Source organism: Arthrobacter sp. 05T45 (genome assembly GCF_056395875.1).
In genome coordinates, this window is sequence record NZ_JBFTKI010000003.1 from 245,403 (window position 1) to 263,423 (window position 18,021).

Here is an 18,021-nt window from a genome sequence, read left to right on the forward strand (position 1 = left end):
TGGACACTAAGGAGAATCAGATGAGCGTAAACGAACGCTCTGCAACAACCGCCGCAGCACCCGCATCCAAGGGTTCCGGGCTCAAGAAAATCGTCGCCGCATCGATGGTGGGAACCGTCGTCGAGTGGTACGAATTCTTCCTCTACGCCACCGCCGCCACCCTGGTGTTCGGCAAGTACTTCTTCCCCGCCACGGGCAACGAACTGGACGGCATCATCCAGGCGTTCCTGACCTACGCCGTCGGTTTCGTGGCCCGCCCCCTGGGCGGCATTGTCTTCGGCCAGATCGGCGACAAGCTCGGCCGCAAGCCCACCCTGCAGCTCACCATCATCATCATCGGTGTCTCCACCTTCCTGATGGGCTGCCTCCCGGGCTTCGCCACCCTCGGCTACCTGGCGCCGGCGCTGCTGGTCCTCCTGCGCTTCATCCAGGGCTTCGCCCTCGGCGGCGAATGGGGCGGCGCAGTCCTGCTCGTCGCCGAGCACAGCCCCAACAAGTCCCGTGGCTTCTGGTCAAGCTGGCCCCAGGCCGCCGTTCCCGTCGGCAACCTGCTGGCCACCCTGGTCCTGTTCATCATGTCCAACGTGCTCAGCTCCGCCGACTTCCTCAGCTGGGGCTGGCGGGTGGCGTTCTGGCTTTCCGCCGTGATCGTGTTCGTCGGTTACTACATCCGCACCCACGTCTCCGAATCGCCCATCTTCCTCGAGGCCAAAGCCCAGCTGGAAGAGGATCAGTCCGCCAGCTACGGCGTCCGCGAAGTCATCCGCAAATACCCCAAGGGCATCCTGCAGGCCATGGGGCTCCGGTTCGCGGAAAACATCATGTACTACCTCGTGGTCAGCTTCGCGATCGTCTACCTGAAGTCCGTGCACAAGTACGACACCTCCTCGCTGCTGCTGGCCCTGCTGATCGCCCACGTCGTCCACTTCCTGGTCATCCCGCAGGTCGGGCGCCTCGTGGACAGCTGGGGCCGGAAGCCGGTCTACCTCATCGGTGCCGTCACCGGTGCCACCTGGCCGTTCTTCGCCTTCCCTATGTTCGATACCCGCAACCCGGTGATCATCGTCCTGGCCGTCACGATCGGCCTGTGCCTGCACGCCTTCATGTATGCCGGCCAGCCGGCCCTCATGTCGGAGCTGTTCCCGACCCGGATGCGCTACGCCGGGGTCTCCCTTGGCTCGCAGGTCACCTCGATCTTCGCCGGTTCGCTGGCGCCGCTCCTGGCCACCCAGTGGCTCAAGGACACCGGCTCCTGGCTGCCCACCGCGATCTACCTCCTGGTCGCCTGCGCCATCACCACCGTCGCAGTGCTGAGCCTGAAGGAAACCAAGGGCATCGCGTTGGAGGACGTGGACCGGGCCGACGCCGAACGCGAAGGCCTGCCCGTAGCAGCCACCCGCTGAGCTGCTTGAGTTTTGGGCCGGCTCCAGCCACGCTGGAGCCGGCCGCCTCATCGAATTTTTGACACGGAAGGCTGAGTTATGGAAAACACGCTGAACGGACGCAAGGCCCTGGTCACCGGCGGCGCCGGCGGGATCGGCGCGGCGAGCGTCCGGGCCCTGGCGGCACGCGGGGCCAAAGTGGTGATCGCGGATAGGGACGAGGCCGCCGCCGCCGCGCTCGCCGACGAAATCGGCGGCACCGCGTGGGCCGTCAACCTGCTCGACGTCGAATCCCTCCAGACGCTCAGCCTGGACTGCGACATCCTGGTGAACAACGCCGGAATCCAGCGCATCAGCCCCATCGAGGAGTTCGATCCGGCCGACTTCCGCCGCATCATCACCCTCATGCTGGAGGCCCCGTTCCTGCTGATCCGGGCCGCGTTGCCGCACATGTACGCCAACAACTTCGGCCGCATCATCAACCTGTCCTCCGTGCACGGGCTCCGGGCCTCGCCGTTCAAGAGCGCCTACGTCTCGGCCAAGCACGGGCTCGAGGGCCTGAGCAAGGTGACGGCCCTCGAAGGTGGGGCGCACGGCGTCACCTCCAACTGCATCAACCCCGGCTACGTCCGCACGCCCCTGGTTGAATCGCAGATCGCGGACCAGGCCAAGGTGCACGGCATCCCGGAGTCCGAGGTGCTCGCCAAGATCATGCTGACCGAATCAGCGGTCAAGCGGCTCGTGGAGCCCGAGGAAGTGGCGTCCCTGGTGGCGTGGCTGGCATCCGACGACGCCGGCATGGTCACCGGTGCCAGCTACACGATGGACGGCGGCTGGTCCGCGCGGTAGCCCGTCGCCGCTCAAACCAACGCGGGGTCAGCTACGGCCCATTCGGAGGGTATTAATGGGCGCTAATTGACCCCGCGTTGTGCTGGAGTTGAGCGGCTGGAGCAGCGTGCTAGTCCTTGGTGCCTGTCAGGGCCAGCGTGCCGCCCAGCCCGATCATCATCACGCCGCCGGTGGTGCTGAGAGCGGCGATCCGCCGGGGGGAGCGGGCAAACCAGTGCCGGGCCGTCCCGGCCGCGAGGGACCACGTGCTGTCCGAGACCAGGGCAATGAGCAGGAAGACCGCACCCAAAGTGGCGAGCTGCACGGGAATCGCTCCGGCCGAGTAGTCCACGAACTGGGGAAGCACGGCCACGAAGAACACAATCGACTTGGGGTTGGTCGCGCCGACGATGAAGCCCTCCCGGAGCACGCGGGCGGTCGAGGCCGGGTTCGAGGTCGACGCCGTCGCCGCGCCGCCGCCGCGGTGCCGGATCGCCTGGATCCCGAGGTAGACCAGATAGGCGGCGCCGGCGAATTTCACCACGCTGAACAGCAGCAGGGACTGGGCCAGCACCACGCCGACGCCCAGGGCCACGGCGGCGATCTGCACCACCTCTCCGGCCGCGTTTCCCAGAACGCTCAACAGCCCGCCCCTGCGTCCCAGGGCCAACGTCCGTCCGATCACGAACAGCACGCTGGGCCCCGGGATGGCGATGAGCACCAGGGCGGCAAGGGCAAAGGCCAAGAGGTTGGTGGCGGGGACCATGCCTGATCCTAACCCCGTGAGGGCCCGCCCGGGAGCGTCTTAATCCCTTGGGGGCGAGGCACCATCACCGCCCGGCGGGAACCTGCGGGAGCTGGGCGGTTTCGTCGACCAGTTCCGCCCGCGCCCTGCCGTGGCCGCGGACCCAGAGGCGGTAAGCGAGTACCAGGACGCCCAGCCAGGCGGCGCCCACGTACAGCGCCACCCGGGTGTCCTCGAAGGCGCCCAGAATCACGATCACCAGGGCCATGAACGCGATCGTCAGTATGGAGGCGGCGGGCCACCACGGCGACGGGAACTCCGACGCCGGCAGGGACTTGCGGGCGATCTCGCGTTTCATGGCGACATGGGAGGCCAGGATCATGGCCCAGACCCAGACGGTCGCGAAGGTGGCGATCGAGGCGATCAGCAGGAAGACGTCTTCCGGGATCACGGCGTTCAGCACCACCCCCACCAGCAGGATGCCGGTCATCATCACCACGGTCATCCACGGCACCCCGTGACGGGAAACCTTGCCGAAGCTCGCCGGTGCGTGGCCCTGCCGGGCCAGGCCGAAGAGGATCCGGCCGGCGCCGAAGATGTCGCTGTTGACTGCCGAGAGCGCCGCCGTGATCACCACGGCGTTGAGGATGTGGGGTGCGGCGGGGATGCCCAGGCCGCTGAAGATCTGCACGAAAGGGCTGCCGTTGCTGCCAATTTCGTCCCACGGAAACAGGCTCATCAGCACGCCGAGGGTCAGCACATAGAACAGCAGGACCCGGACGGGCACGGTGTTGACGGCCTTGGGGATGACCTTTTTCGGATCGGCGGCCTCACCGGCGGTGATGCCGAGGGTCTCCACGCCGCCAAACGCGAACATCACCACGGCGAAGGAGGCAAGGAGTCCTTCGAATCCGTTCGGGAACAGGCCTCCGTGGTCCACGAGGTTGCCGAGCCCTGGTGCCACGGTGGCGCCGCCGGCCTGGAAACCGAAGACGATGATCGCCGCCCCGCCCGCGATCATGGCGATGATGGCCGCCACCTTGATCAGGGAGAACCAGAATTCCAGCTCGCCGAACACCTTGACGCTGAGCAGGTTCAGGGCAGCCAGGAAGAAGATGATGGCCAGAATCCAGACCCAGCGCTCCACGCCGGGGAACCAGAATCCCATGTAGATGCTGAACGCCGTGACATCCGCGATGGCCACGATCGCCATCTCAAAGACGTAGGTCCAACCGGTCACAAACCCGGCCAGCGGTCCCAAGTAGCGGCTCGCGTACTGGCCGAAGGACCCGGACACCGGATGCCGCACCGCCATCTCGCCGAGGGCGCGCATCACCATGAAGACCGCGGCGCCGCCGATCATGTAGGCCAACAAGACGGCGGGCCCGGCCTTCTGGATGGCGGAGGCGGAGCCGTAGAACAGCCCCGTGCCGATCGCCGAGCCCAGCGCCATGAAGCGGATGTGGCGGACGTTGAGTCCCCGGCTGAGTACGGAGTCGACGGCTGCGCCGACGGCGGTGGCAGCGCTGCCGGTGCCGGCCTCGGCAGGAGCCGCCTTCGTAGCGGTTTGGGCTTGTTGCATGCGAATACCTTCTCGTCATTGGGAGGGGGATCGCCATCCAGCAGACCATGTCCGGCCTTGCTGTGAGGAGTCTCACGGGAACTTCGTGTCTTTGATTTCAGACTGTGCGGCGCCCCCGCGCGCGGAGCCGGCCGCCGCCGCCGTCGAACCCCAACCGGCGGGGGAGCGGCGAAAGAGCTTGACAACATGTCAGGATTTCTTCACATTCAAGGTGTCGCCCGGCGCCTGCGGTTACGGAATGGCGAGCTGACCCAGAGGAGAAGCACCATGAAAGCGATCGTCCAGGATGTTTACGGTTCCGTTGAGGTGCTGGAACTGCGCGACGTCGACGCCCCCGTGCCCGGCGACGACGACGTGCTGATCCGGGTCCGGGCCGCCGGTGTCGACCAGGGCGTCTGGCACCTCATGACGGGCCTTCCGTACCTGACCCGCGTGGTCGGCTACGGGCTCAGGAAACCGAAGACCCGCATCCGGGGCCGGGCCGTGGCTGGCCGGGTAGAGGCTGTCGGCCGAAATGTCGTCGGCTTCCGGACCGGGGATGAGGTGTACGGCACCTGTGAGGGATCCTTCGCCGAATACGCGTGTGCAAAAGAAGGCCGGCTCGCGCTGAAGCCGAAAAACCTCAGCTTCGAACAGGCCGCCGCCGTCCCGATCTCGGCCGTCACGGCCCTGCAGGCGCTCCGGAACGCCGGCAGGATCCAGGCCGGGCAGGAGGTCCTCGTCATCGGCGCGGCCGGCGGTGTCGGCGCGTACGCCGTACAGCTCGCCAAGGCGTTCGGGGCGCAGGTGACGGGGGTGTGCAGCACCGCGAAAACCGATCTGGTCCGCTCCATCGGCGCGGACCACGTCATCGACTACACACATGACGATTTCGCGGACGGATCCCGGCAATTCGACCTCATTGTGGACACCGCCGGCAACCGCCCGCTCACCGTCCTGCGGCGGGCGCTCAAGCCGAAGGGCACGCTCGCGATCATCGGCGGGGAAGGCGGAGGGCGGCTGACGGGCGGATTTCAACGCTCGCTCGGCGCCGGGCTGCTCTCCGTGTTTGTCGGCCAGCGGCTCAGGGGCGTCATGTCTGCAGAGCGGGCGGAGGACCTCCGGTTCCTGACCGGGCTCATCGAGGCGGGCGCGGTGACCCCGGTCATCGGCAAGAGCTACGCCCTGGCGGACGCGCCGGCGGCAATCCGGGACCTGCGTGATGGACACCTCCGCGGGAAGGCCGTCGTCATCATTTGAGCCCGCTTGCCGGTTGGCCGGCGTCACGGTTTTGGGCGGAGCCGCCTAGGGCGTTCCGGTCCGGAAGCGGGTCACGTACTGCCGCTGCCAGGGAGTTTCCACTGTCCGGCGCCGGTACTGGCGGCGGACGTAGGACACTGCCTGGCCGGGCGGGACTCCGTCCAGGATCGCGATGCAGGCCAGTGCGGTGCCGGTCCTGCCGATCCCGCGCCAGCAGGCCACTTCAACCCGTTCGGTCTCGGCCCGGCGCCAGGCTTCCCGGAACGCCTCGAGGGCATCCGGCTGGTCGACCGGCAGCCGAAGGTCGGGCCAGGGCACCCATCGGGACTCCCACCCCACGGGCGGCGGCTGCTTGCCCAGCAGGTACACGCCGAACTCGGGAAACGGCCCGGCCGGAAGCGGATAGTGCAGGCCGCGCCCACGAATGAGCCGGCCGGACGGAAGAGCCATGATGCCGTCCGCGGAAGTTTCCCACGTGTGCTTCATGAACCCGATCGTAGTCTTTCCCGCCGCCCGGTTGTCCGTGACACGGAACGGCCGGATGTCAGCGGTATCCGGAGGCGTCGGCGTCGAGTCCTGCTTCCTGGACCTCAACGAGGTACCTCCAGCAGTCCGGCTGCGAGCCGTCGGTGTCGGTGAAGCCGTACTCGCGGGCCAGCGCGCCGGACGAATACGAGCCGCCCGTGCGGCTGAGCACGTGGGGGTCCGCCGCCAGGGCCGCGACCGCACGCCCGACGAACAGCGGGCTTTCCGAGATCGCGGCAAAGTGCGGCTGCGTCCCGGCGGCCTCCCGCCAGTTTGCCTCGGTGACGCCAAAGTGTTCGAGCATCATCTCCGAACGCATCCAGCCGGGCGTCAACGCCACCGCCGCGCAGCCGGAGGATCTCAGCTCCTCCGCCTGGCTGAACGCCAGGCGGAGCACCGCGGTCTTGACGAGGTCGTAAAAGACGGAGACCCGGTAGTGCTGTGCGTTGTACTCGCGGGTGCCGTCGGTCATCTCCACCACCAGGCCGCCGGGGCGGCGGGTGAGCAGCGGCAGCGCGAAGTGGCTTGTGATGAGGTGGGTGTCCAGACCGAGGCGGAGCATCTGCAGTCCGGCATTCAGATCGTGGGCCCAGAGCGGGGTGTTCCATTCGATGAAGTCCTCGCCGCCCCAGATGTCGTTGACAAGGATGTCCAGGCGGCCCTGCTCGGCGTCGATCCGCTCCACGAGGGCTTCCACCTCCGCAGCCTGGCGGTGATCGACCTCGATGGCGATTCCAGTGCCGCCAGCGGTGCTGACAAGCCCGGACGTCTCCTCGATCGTCTCGGGCCGGTTGTAGTCCGAACGGTGGCGGGAGGTCGTGCGGCCGGTGCAGTACACCACCGCTCCTGCCTCGCCGAGGGCGACGGCGGTGCCGCGGCCGGCGCCGCGCGTGGCCCCGGCAACCAGGGCGACCCTGCCCGACAGCGCTGCATCCACGTCTGTGCCTTCCCTCCGGAACCATCCCGCATGGGGCTCAGCCGGCGACGGGCTGGTTCCAATGACCGGGCATACCACGGGGAAGCCGGCGCCCACATTCATCGGAACACCGGGGGGGCTGGCCGGGCTAGGGGCGGAAGGCCCGCCGCAGGTATGTGGCCTTTGTCCGGCATTCCAGACAGCCGTTCCTGTGCGAGGCTGTCGGTTGACCGTCGCCGGGCGCATGCTTAAGTACGGGATACCGGACACCACCGACCCTGAAGAGGATCCATGCCACCCACCAGTACTGCCGTGAGCCCCGCCGCCGAGACTTTGTCGGCTGCGACCGACGCGACTCCGGCGCAGTCCGCCGCGACTTTGTCCGCAGCGCCTGACACACCCGCGCCCAAGGCCGTCCACCGGGCCGCCGGAACCAAGGCGGCGTCGAAGGTGCCGGCCGCCGAGAACACGCTGCGCATCCTCAAGCTGCTGGCCTCCCGGCGCGGGCCGATGGCGGCGTCGAACATTGCCACCGCGCTGGGACTGCCGCGCTCCAGCGTCTACCACCTGCTCGGGGTGATGGAGGCGAACGGCTTCGTGCTGCACCTGCACGAGGAGCAGCGCTACGGCCTGGGCATCAGCGCATTCGAACTCAGCTCGGCCTACTCCCGGCAGGAGCCGCTGTCCCGGCTGGGCCGGCCGATGCTCGCCTCGCTCGTGGACGTGATCGGCGAAAGCGCGCACCTGGCGGTGCTGCACGGCCGCGACGTGCTCTACATCGTGGAGGAGCGGGCCAAGAACCGGCCGTCCCTGGTGACCGACGTCGGCGTCCGGCTGCCCAGCCATCTCACGGCCAGCGGGCGGGCCATCCTCGCCGCGCTGCCGAAGTCGCAGGTGCGGGCGCTGTACCCGAACGCTGCCGCCTTCACGGCCCGGCACGAAACCGAATCGCCCATCATGAAGTACTCCGCGCTGTCTTCGCATCTGGACCAGGTCCGCCAGCGCGGCTACGCCACCGAACACGGCGAGGTCACGCCCGGATTCGGTTCGATCGCCGCCGCCGTGACCGACCACGTGGGGTGGCCCACCGCCGCCGTCGCCGTGACGTTCCTGGAGGACAAGCTGCCCGCGGATCAGTGGCCGGTCCTGGCCGCCCGGGTCCAGAAGGTCGCCAACGAGCTCTCGGTCCGGATCCACGGCCGCCCCGCCTGACCGGTTGCCCCATCCCACCCCACCCCACCCCCGGTTGCGCTGTCACCTAGGGCTCCCATTCGCCCTTTTTGGCAACCGGAAGTGATAGCGCAACGGGGGAGGGGAAGGGTCTGGAATCCCGGACAGCACCCCTCCGGCAGGCCTGTTTCCGCGGCCGCTAAGGGGCTTTAGTTGATACAGAACCTCATTCCTCCGGATACACCAGGACACCAGTCCGATCAGACATCATCCGGCGGCATATCCAGCGACAAAGGAGACCCTCATGGCACCCGCCGATTTCACCACCGGTGCCCGCCCGGTCAAAGCAGCCCGCGGCACCGAGCTCACCGCCAAGAGCTGGCAGACGGAAGCCCCGCTGCGCATGCTCATGAACAACCTCGATCCCGAGGTCGCCGAGCGCCCCGATGACCTGGTGGTCTACGGCGGCACCGGCCGCGCCGTCCGGTCCTGGGCCGCGTTCGACGCCATCACCCGCACCCTGGAAACCATGGAAAAGGACGAGACCCTGCTGGTCCAGTCCGGCAAGCCGGTTGGCGTCTTCCGCACCAACGAATGGGCACCGCGCGTGCTGCTGGCAAACTCCAACCTCGTCGGCGACTGGGCGAACTGGCCCGAGTTCCGCCGGCTCGAGGCCGAGGGCCTGATGATGTACGGCCAGATGACCGCCGGGTCCTGGATCTATATCGGCACCCAGGGCATCCTGCAGGGCACCTTCGAGACCTTCGCCGCGATCGCCCGTAAGCTCACCGGGGACGAGAACGGCACGCTCGCCGGCACCCTGACCCTCACCGGCGGCTGCGGCGGCATGGGCGGAGCCCAGCCGCTCGCCGTCACCCTGAACGACGGCGCCTGCCTGATTGTCGACGTCGACGAGACCCGCCTGCGCCGCCGGGCCGGGAAGCGCTACCTCGACGAGGTCGAAACTGATCTCGACGCCGCGATCGCCAAGGTCCTGAAAGCCAAGGAAGAACGCCGCGGCTGGTCCGTGGGCTACGTCGGCAACGCCGCGGAGGTCTTCCCCGAGATCCTGCGCCGCCACAACGCCGGCGAGCTCACCGTCGACATCGTCACGGACCAGACCTCCGCGCACGACCCCCTGAGCTACCTGCCCGAGGGCATCACGGTGGAGGAATGGCACAGCGAGGCTGCGGCAGATCCCGAGGGCTTCACCAAGAAGGCCCAGGCCTCGATGGCCAAGCACGTCCAGGCGATGGTCGAGTTCCAGGACGCCGGCGCCGAGGTCTTCGACTACGGCAACTCCATCCGCGACGAGGCCCGCAAGGGCGGCTACAACCGCGCCTTCGAATTCCCCGGCTTCGTCCCGGCCTACATCCGGCCGCTGTTCTGCGAGGGCCTCGGCCCGTTCCGCTGGGTGGCCCTCTCCGGCGACCCCGAGGACATCGCAGTCACGGACAAGGCCATCAAAGAGCTCTTCCCCGAGAACAAGCACCTGCACCGCTGGCTCGATGCCGCCGCCGAACGGGTCGAGTTCGAAGGCTTGCCCGCCCGCATCTGCTGGCTCGGCTATGGCGAACGCGCCAAGGCCGGCCTGCTGTTCAACCAGCTCGTCAAGGAGGGCAAGGTCAAGGCGCCCATCGTGATCGGCCGCGACCACCTCGACTCCGGCTCCGTCGCCTCCCCGTACCGCGAGACCGAGGCCATGGCCGACGGCTCCGACGCGATCGCCGACTGGCCGCTGCTCAACGCCCTTCTCAACACGGCCTCCGGCGCCACCTGGGTTTCCATCCACCACGGCGGCGGGGTCGGCATCGGCCGCTCCATCCACGCCGGCCAGGTCTCCGTTGCCGACGGCACCGACCTCGCCGCGGAAAAGCTCGCGCGCCTCCTGACCAACGATCCCGGCATGGGCGTCATCCGCCACGCCGACGCCGGCTACGACCGCGCCGTCGAAGTCGCCAAGGAACGCGGCGTCCGCATCCCGATGAACGAAACGAAGTAGGACTTCACCATGACTATCACCACGCATTCACCGCTCACCGTCACCCTCGGCTCCAGTGGTGTCACCCCCGAAGACGTCGTCGCCGTCGCCCGCCACGACGCCCACGTCACCATCGCCCAGGACGCCCTGGACGCCGTCGCCAAGGTCCGTGCCCACATCGACGACCTCGCCCACAGCGAGGTCCCGGCCTACGGGATCTCCACCGGCTTCGGGGCGCTGGCCAACCGGCACATCCCCAACGAGCTGCGCACCCAGCTGCAGAAATCCCTGATCCGCAGCCACGCCGCCGGCATGGGCCCGGCCGTGGAACGCGAAGTGGTCCGCGGCATCATGTTCCTGCGCGCCAAGACCCTTGCTTCCGGCCGCACCGGCGTCCGCCCGGTGGTGCTGCAGACCATGGTGGACGTGCTCAACGCCGGCATCACCCCGGTGGTCCGCGAATTCGGCTCCCTTGGCTGCTCGGGCGACCTCGCGCCGCTGTCCCACTGCGCCCTGGTCCTGATGGGCGAAGGCGAGGCGACCGGCCCCGACGGCACACTGTACGGGAGCAAGGATGCCCGCCCGGTCGCCGAGCTCCTCGCCGCGCACGGCATCGAACCCGTCACGCTGGCCGAAAAGGAGGGCCTGGCCCTCGTCAACGGCACCGAGGGCATGCTCGGCATGCTGCTGATGGCCATCGCGGACATCCGCCAGCTGCTTACGACGGCGGACATCACCGCCGCGCTCAGCGTCGAGGCGCTGCTCGGCACCGACCAGGTGTTCCTGCCGGAGCTGCACGCGGCGCTGCGCCCGCACCCGGGCCAGGCCGCCGCCGCGGACAACATGCTCCGTGTGCTGTCCAACTCCCCGATCGTGGCCTCGCACCGGATCAACGACACCAAGGTCCAGGACGCCTACTCGCTGCGCTGCGCACCCCAGGTGGCCGGCGCCGTCCGCGACACCGTGGACCATGCCGCCCTGGTCGCCTCCCGCGAACTGGCCTCCGCGATCGACAACCCGGTGGTCCTGCCCGACGGCCGGGTCAGCTCCAACGGCAACTTCCACGGCGCCCCGGTGGCCTACGTGCTGGACTTCCTGGCGATCGCCGTCGCGGACCTGAGCTCCATCGCCGAGCGCCGGACCGACCGGATGCTGGACCCGGCCCGCTCGCACGGGCTGCCCGCCTTCCTGGCCTCGGACCCCGGCGTCGACTCGGGCCTCATGATCGCCCAGTACACGCAGGCCGGCCTGGTCTCGGACAACAAGCGGCTGGCCGTCCCGGCGTCGGTGGACTCGATCCCGAGCTCGGCGATGCAGGAGGACCACGTCTCCATGGGCTGGCACGCGGCCCGCAAGCTCCGCCGCTCGGTGGAGAACCTGCGCCGGGTCCTGGCGATCGAACTGGTGACCTCGGCCCGGGCGCTGGACATCCGCACCCAGCTCTCCGGCGGCGAACTCACGCCGGGACCTGCGGGCGCGGCCGTGATCGCCGCGCTGCGCGACGTCGTCGACGGTCCGGGCACCGACAGGTTCCTGTCACCGGAGCTCGAAGCGGCGGATGTCCTCGTGGCCTCGGGCAAGGTCCGGGCGGCGGCCGAATCCGCCGTCGGAAATCTCGCCTGAGAAGAAACAAAATGCAGGGCAGCTGAACAATTCCCGGCGCCCCCGAAATCTTTGGCGACACGGACGGCGGGGGCCCGGGAACTGTAGTACAAATGGAGAGTCCACACCAACGAAGTTGTGGCAAAGAACACATACAAAGGGGTAGAAGTTCTATGAAAGCACGCGGCACGGTACTGTCCAGGCGCCTTGCATCCGCAGCTACGGTTTCCGACTGGAGCGGCCTTCGGGTCGGCGAACGCGTCGAAATTGTCAAGCACGCACAGGTCATTGCGGCCGGTGAGGTCGAAGAGGTCTCGGTAAGCGGGAATGTGCTCTGGCTGGTCCCCGCGGGGCCGTCCGAAACGCAGCTTTTCCTGCAGTCCGACGGCGTGCAGGTCCGCCGCAGCTAGGCTGAGCGTTTTCACCAGAAAGTCCCCGCCACGGCGGGGACTTTCTGCGTTTCGGGGCCCAGGGCCCAGATGTGGGCGCGCTGCTGTCAGTGCCCAGTGAACGGCGGCGGACCCAGCAGCACGATCCCGCCGTTTTTACGTGCCGACTCCTGGACTCTGCCAAAGTCAACCAGGCCCGGCGCGACGGATTCGCCGGCAGGGTCCCCGGCATCGTTGCCGGGGGAGAGGGGTATGCTCGCGTCCCAGTAAAAGGCCTCGCAGCATCCGGGGGTGTGCAGGCAAAGCATCCGGGCGGAGTCGGAGACCACCATGAAGGCGTGTGGAACGCCCCGCGGGGCCACGGCCAGTCCGCCGGGGCCGATCCGGTGCTCTCTCCCGTCCATATGCACGAGGATCTCGCCGTCCAGGATGTACATGGTTTCATCCGAATCGGGGTGGCTGTGCAGCGGTGTCATTTTCCCGCCGGACATCTGGTCCTCGAACAGCAGGAAGGCCCCGGCGGTCTCTTCCGCCCTGGCCTTCCAGGTGTGGACTCCGCCGCCGAAAAACCATCGGCGCTCGCCCTGGTCTTCCGCGCGGATGATGGCTGCCGGGTTGCTGGCCGTTTCCATAAGATCGCCCCTTCGCCGAGGACTACATGGGACGCGTGTCCCATGACAAGACTCGGGTACCATGAGATCCATGTCAACCCCCTATCAGGACGCCGGCCGGACGGGGCAGAAGCGCCGCACTTTTGAGGCCCTGTTGGCTGCAGCCCGCGAGGCCGTCGCGGACGGGGTCGCCCCCACCGTTGACGGCACCGCGGCAGCGGCCGGGATTGCCCGGAGCACGGCCTACCGCTACTTCCCGAGCCAGCGGGAATTGCTCGCCGCAGCCCACCCGGAAACGGCCCGGCAGTCCCTGCTGCCGGCGGATGCCCCCGAGGATCCAGCGGAGCGGCTCGACGCCGTCGTGCTGGAGTTCACACGGCTGATCCTCTCCACCGAGGCGCAGCAGCGGACCATGCTCAGGCTGTCCCTGGAACGTGACCGCGGAAAGTCGGACTTGCCGCTGCGGCAGGGGCGCGCGATCGCCTGGCTTGAGGAAGCACTCGCGCCGCTCCAGCGGAAGCTGTCCGGACCTGAAATCCGGGCGCTAGCGCTGGCCATCCGCAGTGCCATCGGGATTGAGGCCCTCGTCTGGCTGACGGACATCGGCGGTCTTACGCAGGAACAGGCTGTGGCGTCGATGCGTTGGTCCGCCCAGGCCCTGCTCGCACAGACCCTGACGTCCGGGCCGCCGCCTATCCCAGCAGCGTATTGACCAGCCGGGCCGCCACTTTGGCGGTGCGGCCGTCGATGTCGAACTCCGGGTTCAGCTCGGCGATATCCAGATGCAGGAGCTTCCCGCTCGCGGCCACCTGGCGGCACACGGCGCTGATCACCGGCAGCGGCACACCAAAGGCCGCGGGAGCGCTCACCCCGGGGGCCACGGAGGCCGGCAGCACGTCCAGGTCGATGGTCAGGTACACCGCGTCCACCTGTGCCAGGAAGGCTGCCACAAACGCGTACGCGGCGTCCGCCGAGCAGTCCTCGTCCAGCAGATAGTCCACGCCGAGCTCGTCTGCCGTCCGGAACAGCGTCCGGGTGTTGTTCGGCTCGGAAATCCCGACGACGGCGTAGCGCAGCTCCCGGCCGGCGGCTGCTTCGGCGCGGGCCATCTGGAGGAAGGGCGTGCCGGAGCTGGGCACCGGCTCATCGCGGAGGTCGAAGTGCGCATCGAGATTCAGCACGCCGACGCTCAGGCCCTCGCGCACGGCCGCCGACCCGGCCACGCCGAGATAGCTGGCAAAGGCGGTCTCGTGCCCGCCGCCGAGCACCACGGGAAGCCCGCCGGCGTCGAGCAGACTGGTGATCGCGAGCCCGGCGCGTGCCTGTCCTGCCTCGAGCGCGTCCCCGGCCACGGTGACGTCGCCGGCGTCGTGCACGGCCCGCGTCAGGTGGAACGCGAGCGGGCCGAGCGCGGCCCGGATGGCGGCGGGGGCGGCCGCGGCGCCGGTCCGGCCCTTGTTGCGCCGCACCCCGGCGTCGCTGCCGAAGCCGAGGATGACGGCGGGGCGCGCAGCAGGGACACCCGCCGGAACCGTGCCGGGAGCGTAGGGGGTCACCCCCTGCCACCAGCGCCGGTGCTCGTCGCCGTCGCCGTCGAACCTGCCGGTCCAGGGCTGGGGCGGGACATCAACGGGGAGCGCGGGAGAAACCATGCCCCTAGCTCACCGCAGCCCGGGCCGGAAAACCAGCCGGGCCGCCGTCGGACTGTCCGGAATCCCGGAAACTGAGCTTAACAACGGTTAAGCAGCGCCGGGTGGGCCACGCCGGGGGGCGTGGCCCACCCGGCGGGCGTGACCGCGGGCGGGGCTGCGTTAGTGGATCCCCAGGACGGCCTCGATCGGGCCGATCGCGAAGAAGAGCAGGAACGCGGACGCCACGGCCCACATGAGCGGGTGCACCTCGCGGGCCCGGCCCTCGAACAGGCGGATCAGCACGAAGCTGATGAAGCCCGCGCCCAGGCCGTTGGCGATCGAGTACGTGAACGGCATGAGGGTGAAGGTCAGGAAGGCCGGGATCGCGATGCCCCAGTCCTGCCAGTCGATCTTGCCCACCTGGGAGACCATCATGAAGCCGACCACCACGAGGGCGGGGGCCACGGCCTCGAACGGCACGAGGTTGATCAGCGGGGTGAAGAACATCGCCACGAGGAACAGCAGGCCGGTCACGACCGAGGCCAGGCCGGTGCGTGCGCCTTCGCCGATGCCGGCACCGGACTCGACGTAGATCTGGTTCGAGGAGACGGAGGCGCCGCCGCCGATGATCGCGCCCAGGGCGTCCACCTGCAGCACGCGGTCGACGTCGGGGATGTTGCCGTCCTTGTCGATGGTGCCGGCCTCGGTGGCCAGGCCAACCATCGTGCCCATGGCATCGAAGAAGATGCTGAGCAGGATCACGAACGCCAGCAGGGTCGCCGCGACGAAGCCGAGGTGTTCAAAGGCGCCGAAGGGGTTGGCCTTGCCGATCAGGGACAGGTCCGGGGCCGCCCACTCGGAGAACTGCGGTGCCACGAGGGACCAGCCCTGCGGGTTGTGGTTCTTGCCGTCAAAGCTGGGCCCGATGTGCAGGATGGATTCCAGGATCACGGACAGGATGGTCGAGGCCACGATGCCGATCAGGATGGCGCCCTTGACCTTGCGGACCACCAGCGCGATGGTCAGGATCAGGCCGAAGACGAACACGAACGTCGGCCAGCCCAGGAGCTTGCCGTCGAAGCCCAGGCCGACCGGGACGGTGGTGCCGGCGACATCGGGGACGCGGCGCACGAAGCCCGCGTTGACGAGACCGATCAGGGCGATGAACAGGCCGATGCCCACCACGATCGCGGTCTTCAGCCCCTCGGGTACGGCCTTGAACACGGCCGTCCGGAAGCCCGTGAGGACCAGGATCAGCATGGTGATGCCCGAGAGCATCACCAGGCCCATCATGTCCGGCCAGGTCAGGCCGGGGTTCGTGGCCACCGTGACGGCGACGAACGCGTTGACGCCGAGCCCGGTGGCCAGGGCGAAGGGATGCTTGGCCCACGCGCCCATGAGGATGGTCAGGATGCCGGCCACGAACGCGGTGACGGCGGCGACGGCGGGGAAGCCCAGCGTGGCGCCCGAGGAGTCCGGCCCGGAGAGGATCAGCGGATTCAGCACCACGATGTAGCTCATGGCGAAGAACGTGGCGAACCCTCCGCGGATCTCGCGCGAGACGTTCGACCCCCGCTCGGATATTTTGAAATACCGGTCGAGTGCCGAGCCCTGCTTGAGCATTAGGTCTTGCATTAGTCCTCCGGGAGTGATGGGTGTTGCATATATCTTATTTGGCGCCCGAGGGCCAACCCTGCGTTTTCGCCTAGTCTGTAAGGAAGCCAACACTAGGAGTAGCCTGCCCATGCGCCGTATCCGCCAGCTTCGCAGTGCCCTGCTGGGCGCCGTCGTCCTTGTGGCCGTCCTGCTGGGAGCAGTGAGCCCGGCGTCGGCGCACGATACCGCGGAGTCCACCAGCCCGGCTGCCGGAGCAACCGTCGCGGCACCGCCGGAGCAGGTCTCGGTCACGTTCAACCACAATCCGCTCGCCCTGGGGTCGCAGATCGTGGTCAATGATGCCACCGGCGCCAACTGGTCGGACGGTTCCGTGGAAATCGTGGACAACGTCGCTGCGCAGAAGCTGAAGTCCGGCGCCCCTAGGGGGCAGTACACCGTGCACTGGCGGGTGGCCAGTTCCGACGGCCACCCGATCGAGGGCAGCTTCACCTTCACAGCGACGGCGGCTGCGGCAGGCACGACGGCGGCTGCCGCAGTCCCCACGATGGGCACCGCCCAGCCGGGGACCACGCCCGCGCCTGCCCCTGCGCCGGCCGGGTCGCAGCAGTTTCCCTGGAGCGTCATGGTCTTCGTCGCCGTCGGGGTCGGCATCCTGGTGGCCCTGGGCCTGATGGCGAAACGCCGCCTCACACCGGACGAGGGCGGCGACACCGAAGGCTGAAACAAGCCAATGCAACTCCGGCAACGCGGCCAAAGCGCTGCTAGGCGGGGGCGGCCAGGGCAAAGCCGCCGGGCAGCAGTGCGGGGATCCCGTTCGGGTGGACCTTGGCCGAGATTGCCTGTCCCACCACTTTGGCCTGGCGCAGGACTTCCTTGGGCGTCGGGGTAATGAGCTCGCCCACCCCCACGAGGTACATACCCAGGGCATGCATCGCCGCCATGAGATTCTGCCCGGCTGCCATGCCAAGTTCCGAGAGCATCCGGCGCAGCTGGCTGTGGGCGCAGCGGGTCAGGACAAGGTGGTCGGCCAGCAGGACGCCGCCCGGGGTCTGGACGGCCCACTTCTCCGTGGGTGAGCCGTCCGTGCCGGCCTCCAGGAGGTCCAGCTGCAGGGCCCGGATGTTGTTCCGCACGTCGAGCTTGTGGCTTGCGGCGTAGTTGCGCAGGTGCCGCAGGATTTCGTTGCGCTCCCTCAGGCTGGCGGCGTCCGCCGCGTCGCAGCGCTGGAGCGAGGAGGTGTTGGCCGGATGGCCGGCACCCAGGAGGTCGAGCCCGTCCACAATGATGGACGCAACGCCCCGGCGCTGGAGCTCGCTGGCCACAGCCAGGCCCGAGAGCCCCGTCCCGATGACTACGGCGGTGGTCCGCTCAATCCCGCCGTACAAAGGCATGCTCGACACTGCAGGGTACCTCCTTGAAATGGTGCGAGTCGCGGGGGAAACCCCGGACGCCAACCCGTGCCTGGTTCCACAGCCCCAGCGGCTGCTTTCTGGAACACCAGTCTCGGTTCAGCAATGCCTCGAAGGATACCTAAGATTCCCGCCCGTGGATAGGGGAGGTAGGACATTGGCTGTGGTGCCGGATTCCGGCGGTTTCCGTGCTCCCGCTCCAGCGGAAACCGCCTCAAAAGCCTGAATTTCCGGGCCAGGAAACGGCGTGTTAACTCTGCGTAAATCCTTCCGCCGCGGGCGGCCGGGGGCGCCTTGCCGCCGTCTTGAATGTTCGCAATTAACCGAGAATAGTGAGGAAAATCAGGGGTTCCTGCACGCAGATTCCGGGTCGCCTCGCCGGTGGACGCCGGGC

17 protein-coding genes are annotated in these 18,021 nt (G+C 68.3%); 9 read left to right on the forward strand and 8 right to left on the reverse strand.

Features of this window, described 5'->3' with window-relative positions; genetic code table 11:
* The first annotated feature begins 20 nt into the window (after positions 1-20).
* The gene (locus AC1DGD_RS05685) at positions 21-1,403 is read left to right on the forward strand and encodes an MFS transporter (protein WP_223914618.1); all 1,383 of its coding nucleotides are present in this window, start codon (positions 21-23) and stop codon (positions 1,401-1,403) included.
* Between the two features lie 78 nt (positions 1,404-1,481).
* Positions 1,482-2,231, forward strand: a complete 750-nt coding sequence (locus AC1DGD_RS05690; RefSeq protein ID WP_223914617.1) for a 3-hydroxybutyrate dehydrogenase — start codon at positions 1,482-1,484, stop codon at positions 2,229-2,231.
* A 109-nt stretch (positions 2,232-2,340) separates the two neighbouring features.
* Here AC1DGD_RS05690 and AC1DGD_RS05695 read toward each other — a convergent pair whose 3' ends face one another.
* Both AC1DGD_RS05695 and AC1DGD_RS05700 read right to left on the reverse strand, forming a co-directional pair.
* The gene (locus tag AC1DGD_RS05695) at positions 2,341-2,976 is read right to left on the reverse strand and encodes a LysE family translocator (RefSeq protein ID WP_230007224.1); all 636 of its coding nucleotides are present in this window, start codon (positions 2,974-2,976) and stop codon (positions 2,341-2,343) included.
* A gap of 64 nt (positions 2,977-3,040) precedes the next feature.
* Complete coding sequence (locus AC1DGD_RS05700) at positions 3,041-4,537, reverse strand: amino acid permease (RefSeq protein WP_243181342.1); 1,497 nt, start codon at positions 4,535-4,537, stop codon at positions 3,041-3,043.
* Positions 4,538-4,804: 267 nt separating this feature from the next.
* Here AC1DGD_RS05700 and AC1DGD_RS05705 point away from each other — a divergent pair, with 267 nt between their 5' ends.
* Positions 4,805-5,776 carry an NAD(P)-dependent alcohol dehydrogenase gene (locus AC1DGD_RS05705; protein WP_476856172.1) on the forward strand — a complete coding sequence of 324 codons (972 nt, stop codon included), beginning with the start codon at positions 4,805-4,807 and terminating at the stop codon, positions 5,774-5,776.
* A gap of 45 nt (positions 5,777-5,821) precedes the next feature.
* Here the strand turns inward: AC1DGD_RS05705 and AC1DGD_RS05710 are convergent, their stop codons facing one another.
* The gene (locus tag AC1DGD_RS05710) at positions 5,822-6,262 is read right to left on the reverse strand and encodes a protein-tyrosine phosphatase family protein (RefSeq protein ID WP_230007227.1); all 441 of its coding nucleotides are present in this window, start codon (positions 6,260-6,262) and stop codon (positions 5,822-5,824) included.
* A 58-nt stretch (positions 6,263-6,320) separates the two neighbouring features.
* The gene (locus tag AC1DGD_RS05715; RefSeq protein WP_476856173.1) at positions 6,321-7,238 is read right to left on the reverse strand and encodes an SDR family oxidoreductase; all 918 of its coding nucleotides are present in this window, start codon (positions 7,236-7,238) and stop codon (positions 6,321-6,323) included.
* A 270-nt stretch (positions 7,239-7,508) separates the two neighbouring features.
* On the opposite strand from AC1DGD_RS05715, the gene AC1DGD_RS05720 reads away from it, so the two are divergent.
* The 4 genes from AC1DGD_RS05720 to AC1DGD_RS05735 all read left to right on the forward strand — a co-directional run bounded on the left by AC1DGD_RS05720 (position 7,509) and on the right by AC1DGD_RS05735 (position 12,380).
* Positions 7,509-8,429, forward strand: a complete 921-nt coding sequence (locus AC1DGD_RS05720; protein WP_476849836.1) for an IclR family transcriptional regulator — start codon at positions 7,509-7,511, stop codon at positions 8,427-8,429.
* A 262-nt stretch (positions 8,430-8,691) separates the two neighbouring features.
* A complete protein-coding gene (gene hutU / locus AC1DGD_RS05725) occupies positions 8,692-10,389 on the forward strand; it encodes a urocanate hydratase (RefSeq protein WP_223914611.1) in 1,698 nt (565 codons plus the stop codon).
* 9 nt (positions 10,390-10,398) lie between these two features.
* Complete coding sequence (hutH, locus tag AC1DGD_RS05730; RefSeq protein WP_476856174.1) at positions 10,399-11,991, forward strand: histidine ammonia-lyase; 1,593 nt, start codon at positions 10,399-10,401, stop codon at positions 11,989-11,991.
* A 152-nt stretch (positions 11,992-12,143) separates the two neighbouring features.
* The gene (locus tag AC1DGD_RS05735) at positions 12,144-12,380 is read left to right on the forward strand and encodes a hypothetical protein (RefSeq protein ID WP_018774814.1); all 237 of its coding nucleotides are present in this window, start codon (positions 12,144-12,146) and stop codon (positions 12,378-12,380) included.
* Positions 12,381-12,466: 86 nt separating this feature from the next.
* On the opposite strand, the gene AC1DGD_RS05740 is transcribed toward AC1DGD_RS05735, so the two are convergent.
* Positions 12,467-12,991 (reverse strand): cupin domain-containing protein, encoded by a 525-nt coding sequence (locus AC1DGD_RS05740; RefSeq protein WP_476856175.1) that lies wholly within the window; start codon positions 12,989-12,991, stop codon positions 12,467-12,469.
* Positions 12,992-13,061: 70 nt separating this feature from the next.
* Between AC1DGD_RS05740 and AC1DGD_RS05745 the strand changes: the two genes are divergently transcribed.
* Entirely contained in the window at positions 13,062-13,682 is a 621-nt protein-coding gene (locus tag AC1DGD_RS05745) for a TetR/AcrR family transcriptional regulator (protein ID WP_476856176.1), read from the forward strand.
* On the opposite strand, the gene hutG is transcribed toward AC1DGD_RS05745, so the two are convergent.
* Positions 13,663-14,622, reverse strand: a complete 960-nt coding sequence (hutG, locus tag AC1DGD_RS05750) for a formimidoylglutamase (RefSeq protein ID WP_476849831.1) — start codon at positions 14,620-14,622, stop codon at positions 13,663-13,665. The two genes, AC1DGD_RS05745 and hutG, sit on opposite strands and share 20 nt — an antisense overlap.
* A gap of 159 nt (positions 14,623-14,781) precedes the next feature.
* A complete protein-coding gene (locus AC1DGD_RS05755; RefSeq protein WP_223915341.1) occupies positions 14,782-16,224 on the reverse strand; it encodes an NCS2 family permease in 1,443 nt (480 codons plus the stop codon).
* 121 nt (positions 16,225-16,345) lie between these two features.
* On the opposite strand from AC1DGD_RS05755, the gene AC1DGD_RS05760 reads away from it, so the two are divergent.
* Positions 16,346-16,939, forward strand: a complete 594-nt coding sequence (locus AC1DGD_RS05760; RefSeq protein ID WP_476856177.1) for a copper resistance CopC family protein — start codon at positions 16,346-16,348, stop codon at positions 16,937-16,939.
* Between the two features lie 40 nt (positions 16,940-16,979).
* Here AC1DGD_RS05760 and AC1DGD_RS05765 read toward each other — a convergent pair whose 3' ends face one another.
* Complete coding sequence (locus AC1DGD_RS05765; RefSeq protein WP_043436212.1) at positions 16,980-17,609, reverse strand: NAD(P)/FAD-dependent oxidoreductase; 630 nt, start codon at positions 17,607-17,609, stop codon at positions 16,980-16,982.
* Positions 17,610-18,021: the final 412 nt, after the last annotated feature.

Bases quoted from the DNA above. Each gene is read 5' to 3' on its own strand.
- AC1DGD_RS05685 (WP_223914618.1), top strand. From the start codon at position 21: ATGAGCGTAAACGAACGCTCTGCAACAACCGCCGCAGCACCCGCATCC.
- AC1DGD_RS05690 (WP_223914617.1), top strand. From the start codon at position 1,482: ATGGAAAACACGCTGAACGGACGCAAGGCCCTGGTCACCGGCGGCGCC.
- AC1DGD_RS05695 (WP_230007224.1), bottom strand. From the start codon at position 2,976: ATGGTCCCCGCCACCAACCTCTTGGCCTTTGCCCTTGCCGCCCTGGTG.
- AC1DGD_RS05700 (WP_243181342.1), bottom strand. From the start codon at position 4,537: ATGCAACAAGCCCAAACCGCTACGAAGGCGGCTCCTGCCGAGGCCGGC.
- AC1DGD_RS05705 (WP_476856172.1), top strand. From the start codon at position 4,805: ATGAAAGCGATCGTCCAGGATGTTTACGGTTCCGTTGAGGTGCTGGAA.
- AC1DGD_RS05710 (WP_230007227.1), bottom strand. From the start codon at position 6,262: ATGAAGCACACGTGGGAAACTTCCGCGGACGGCATCATGGCTCTTCCG.
- AC1DGD_RS05720 (WP_476849836.1), top strand. From the start codon at position 7,509: ATGCCACCCACCAGTACTGCCGTGAGCCCCGCCGCCGAGACTTTGTCG.
- hutU (WP_223914611.1), top strand. From the start codon at position 8,692: ATGGCACCCGCCGATTTCACCACCGGTGCCCGCCCGGTCAAAGCAGCC.
- hutH (WP_476856174.1), top strand. From the start codon at position 10,399: ATGACTATCACCACGCATTCACCGCTCACCGTCACCCTCGGCTCCAGT.
- AC1DGD_RS05735 (WP_018774814.1), top strand. From the start codon at position 12,144: ATGAAAGCACGCGGCACGGTACTGTCCAGGCGCCTTGCATCCGCAGCT.
- AC1DGD_RS05740 (WP_476856175.1), bottom strand. From the start codon at position 12,991: ATGGAAACGGCCAGCAACCCGGCAGCCATCATCCGCGCGGAAGACCAG.
- AC1DGD_RS05745 (WP_476856176.1), top strand. From the start codon at position 13,062: ATGTCAACCCCCTATCAGGACGCCGGCCGGACGGGGCAGAAGCGCCGC.
- hutG (WP_476849831.1), bottom strand. From the start codon at position 14,622: ATGGTTTCTCCCGCGCTCCCCGTTGATGTCCCGCCCCAGCCCTGGACC.
- AC1DGD_RS05755 (WP_223915341.1), bottom strand. From the start codon at position 16,224: ATGCTCAAGCAGGGCTCGGCACTCGACCGGTATTTCAAAATATCCGAG.
- AC1DGD_RS05760 (WP_476856177.1), top strand. From the start codon at position 16,346: ATGCGCCGTATCCGCCAGCTTCGCAGTGCCCTGCTGGGCGCCGTCGTC.
- AC1DGD_RS05765 (WP_043436212.1), bottom strand. From the start codon at position 17,609: ATGCCTTTGTACGGCGGGATTGAGCGGACCACCGCCGTAGTCATCGGG.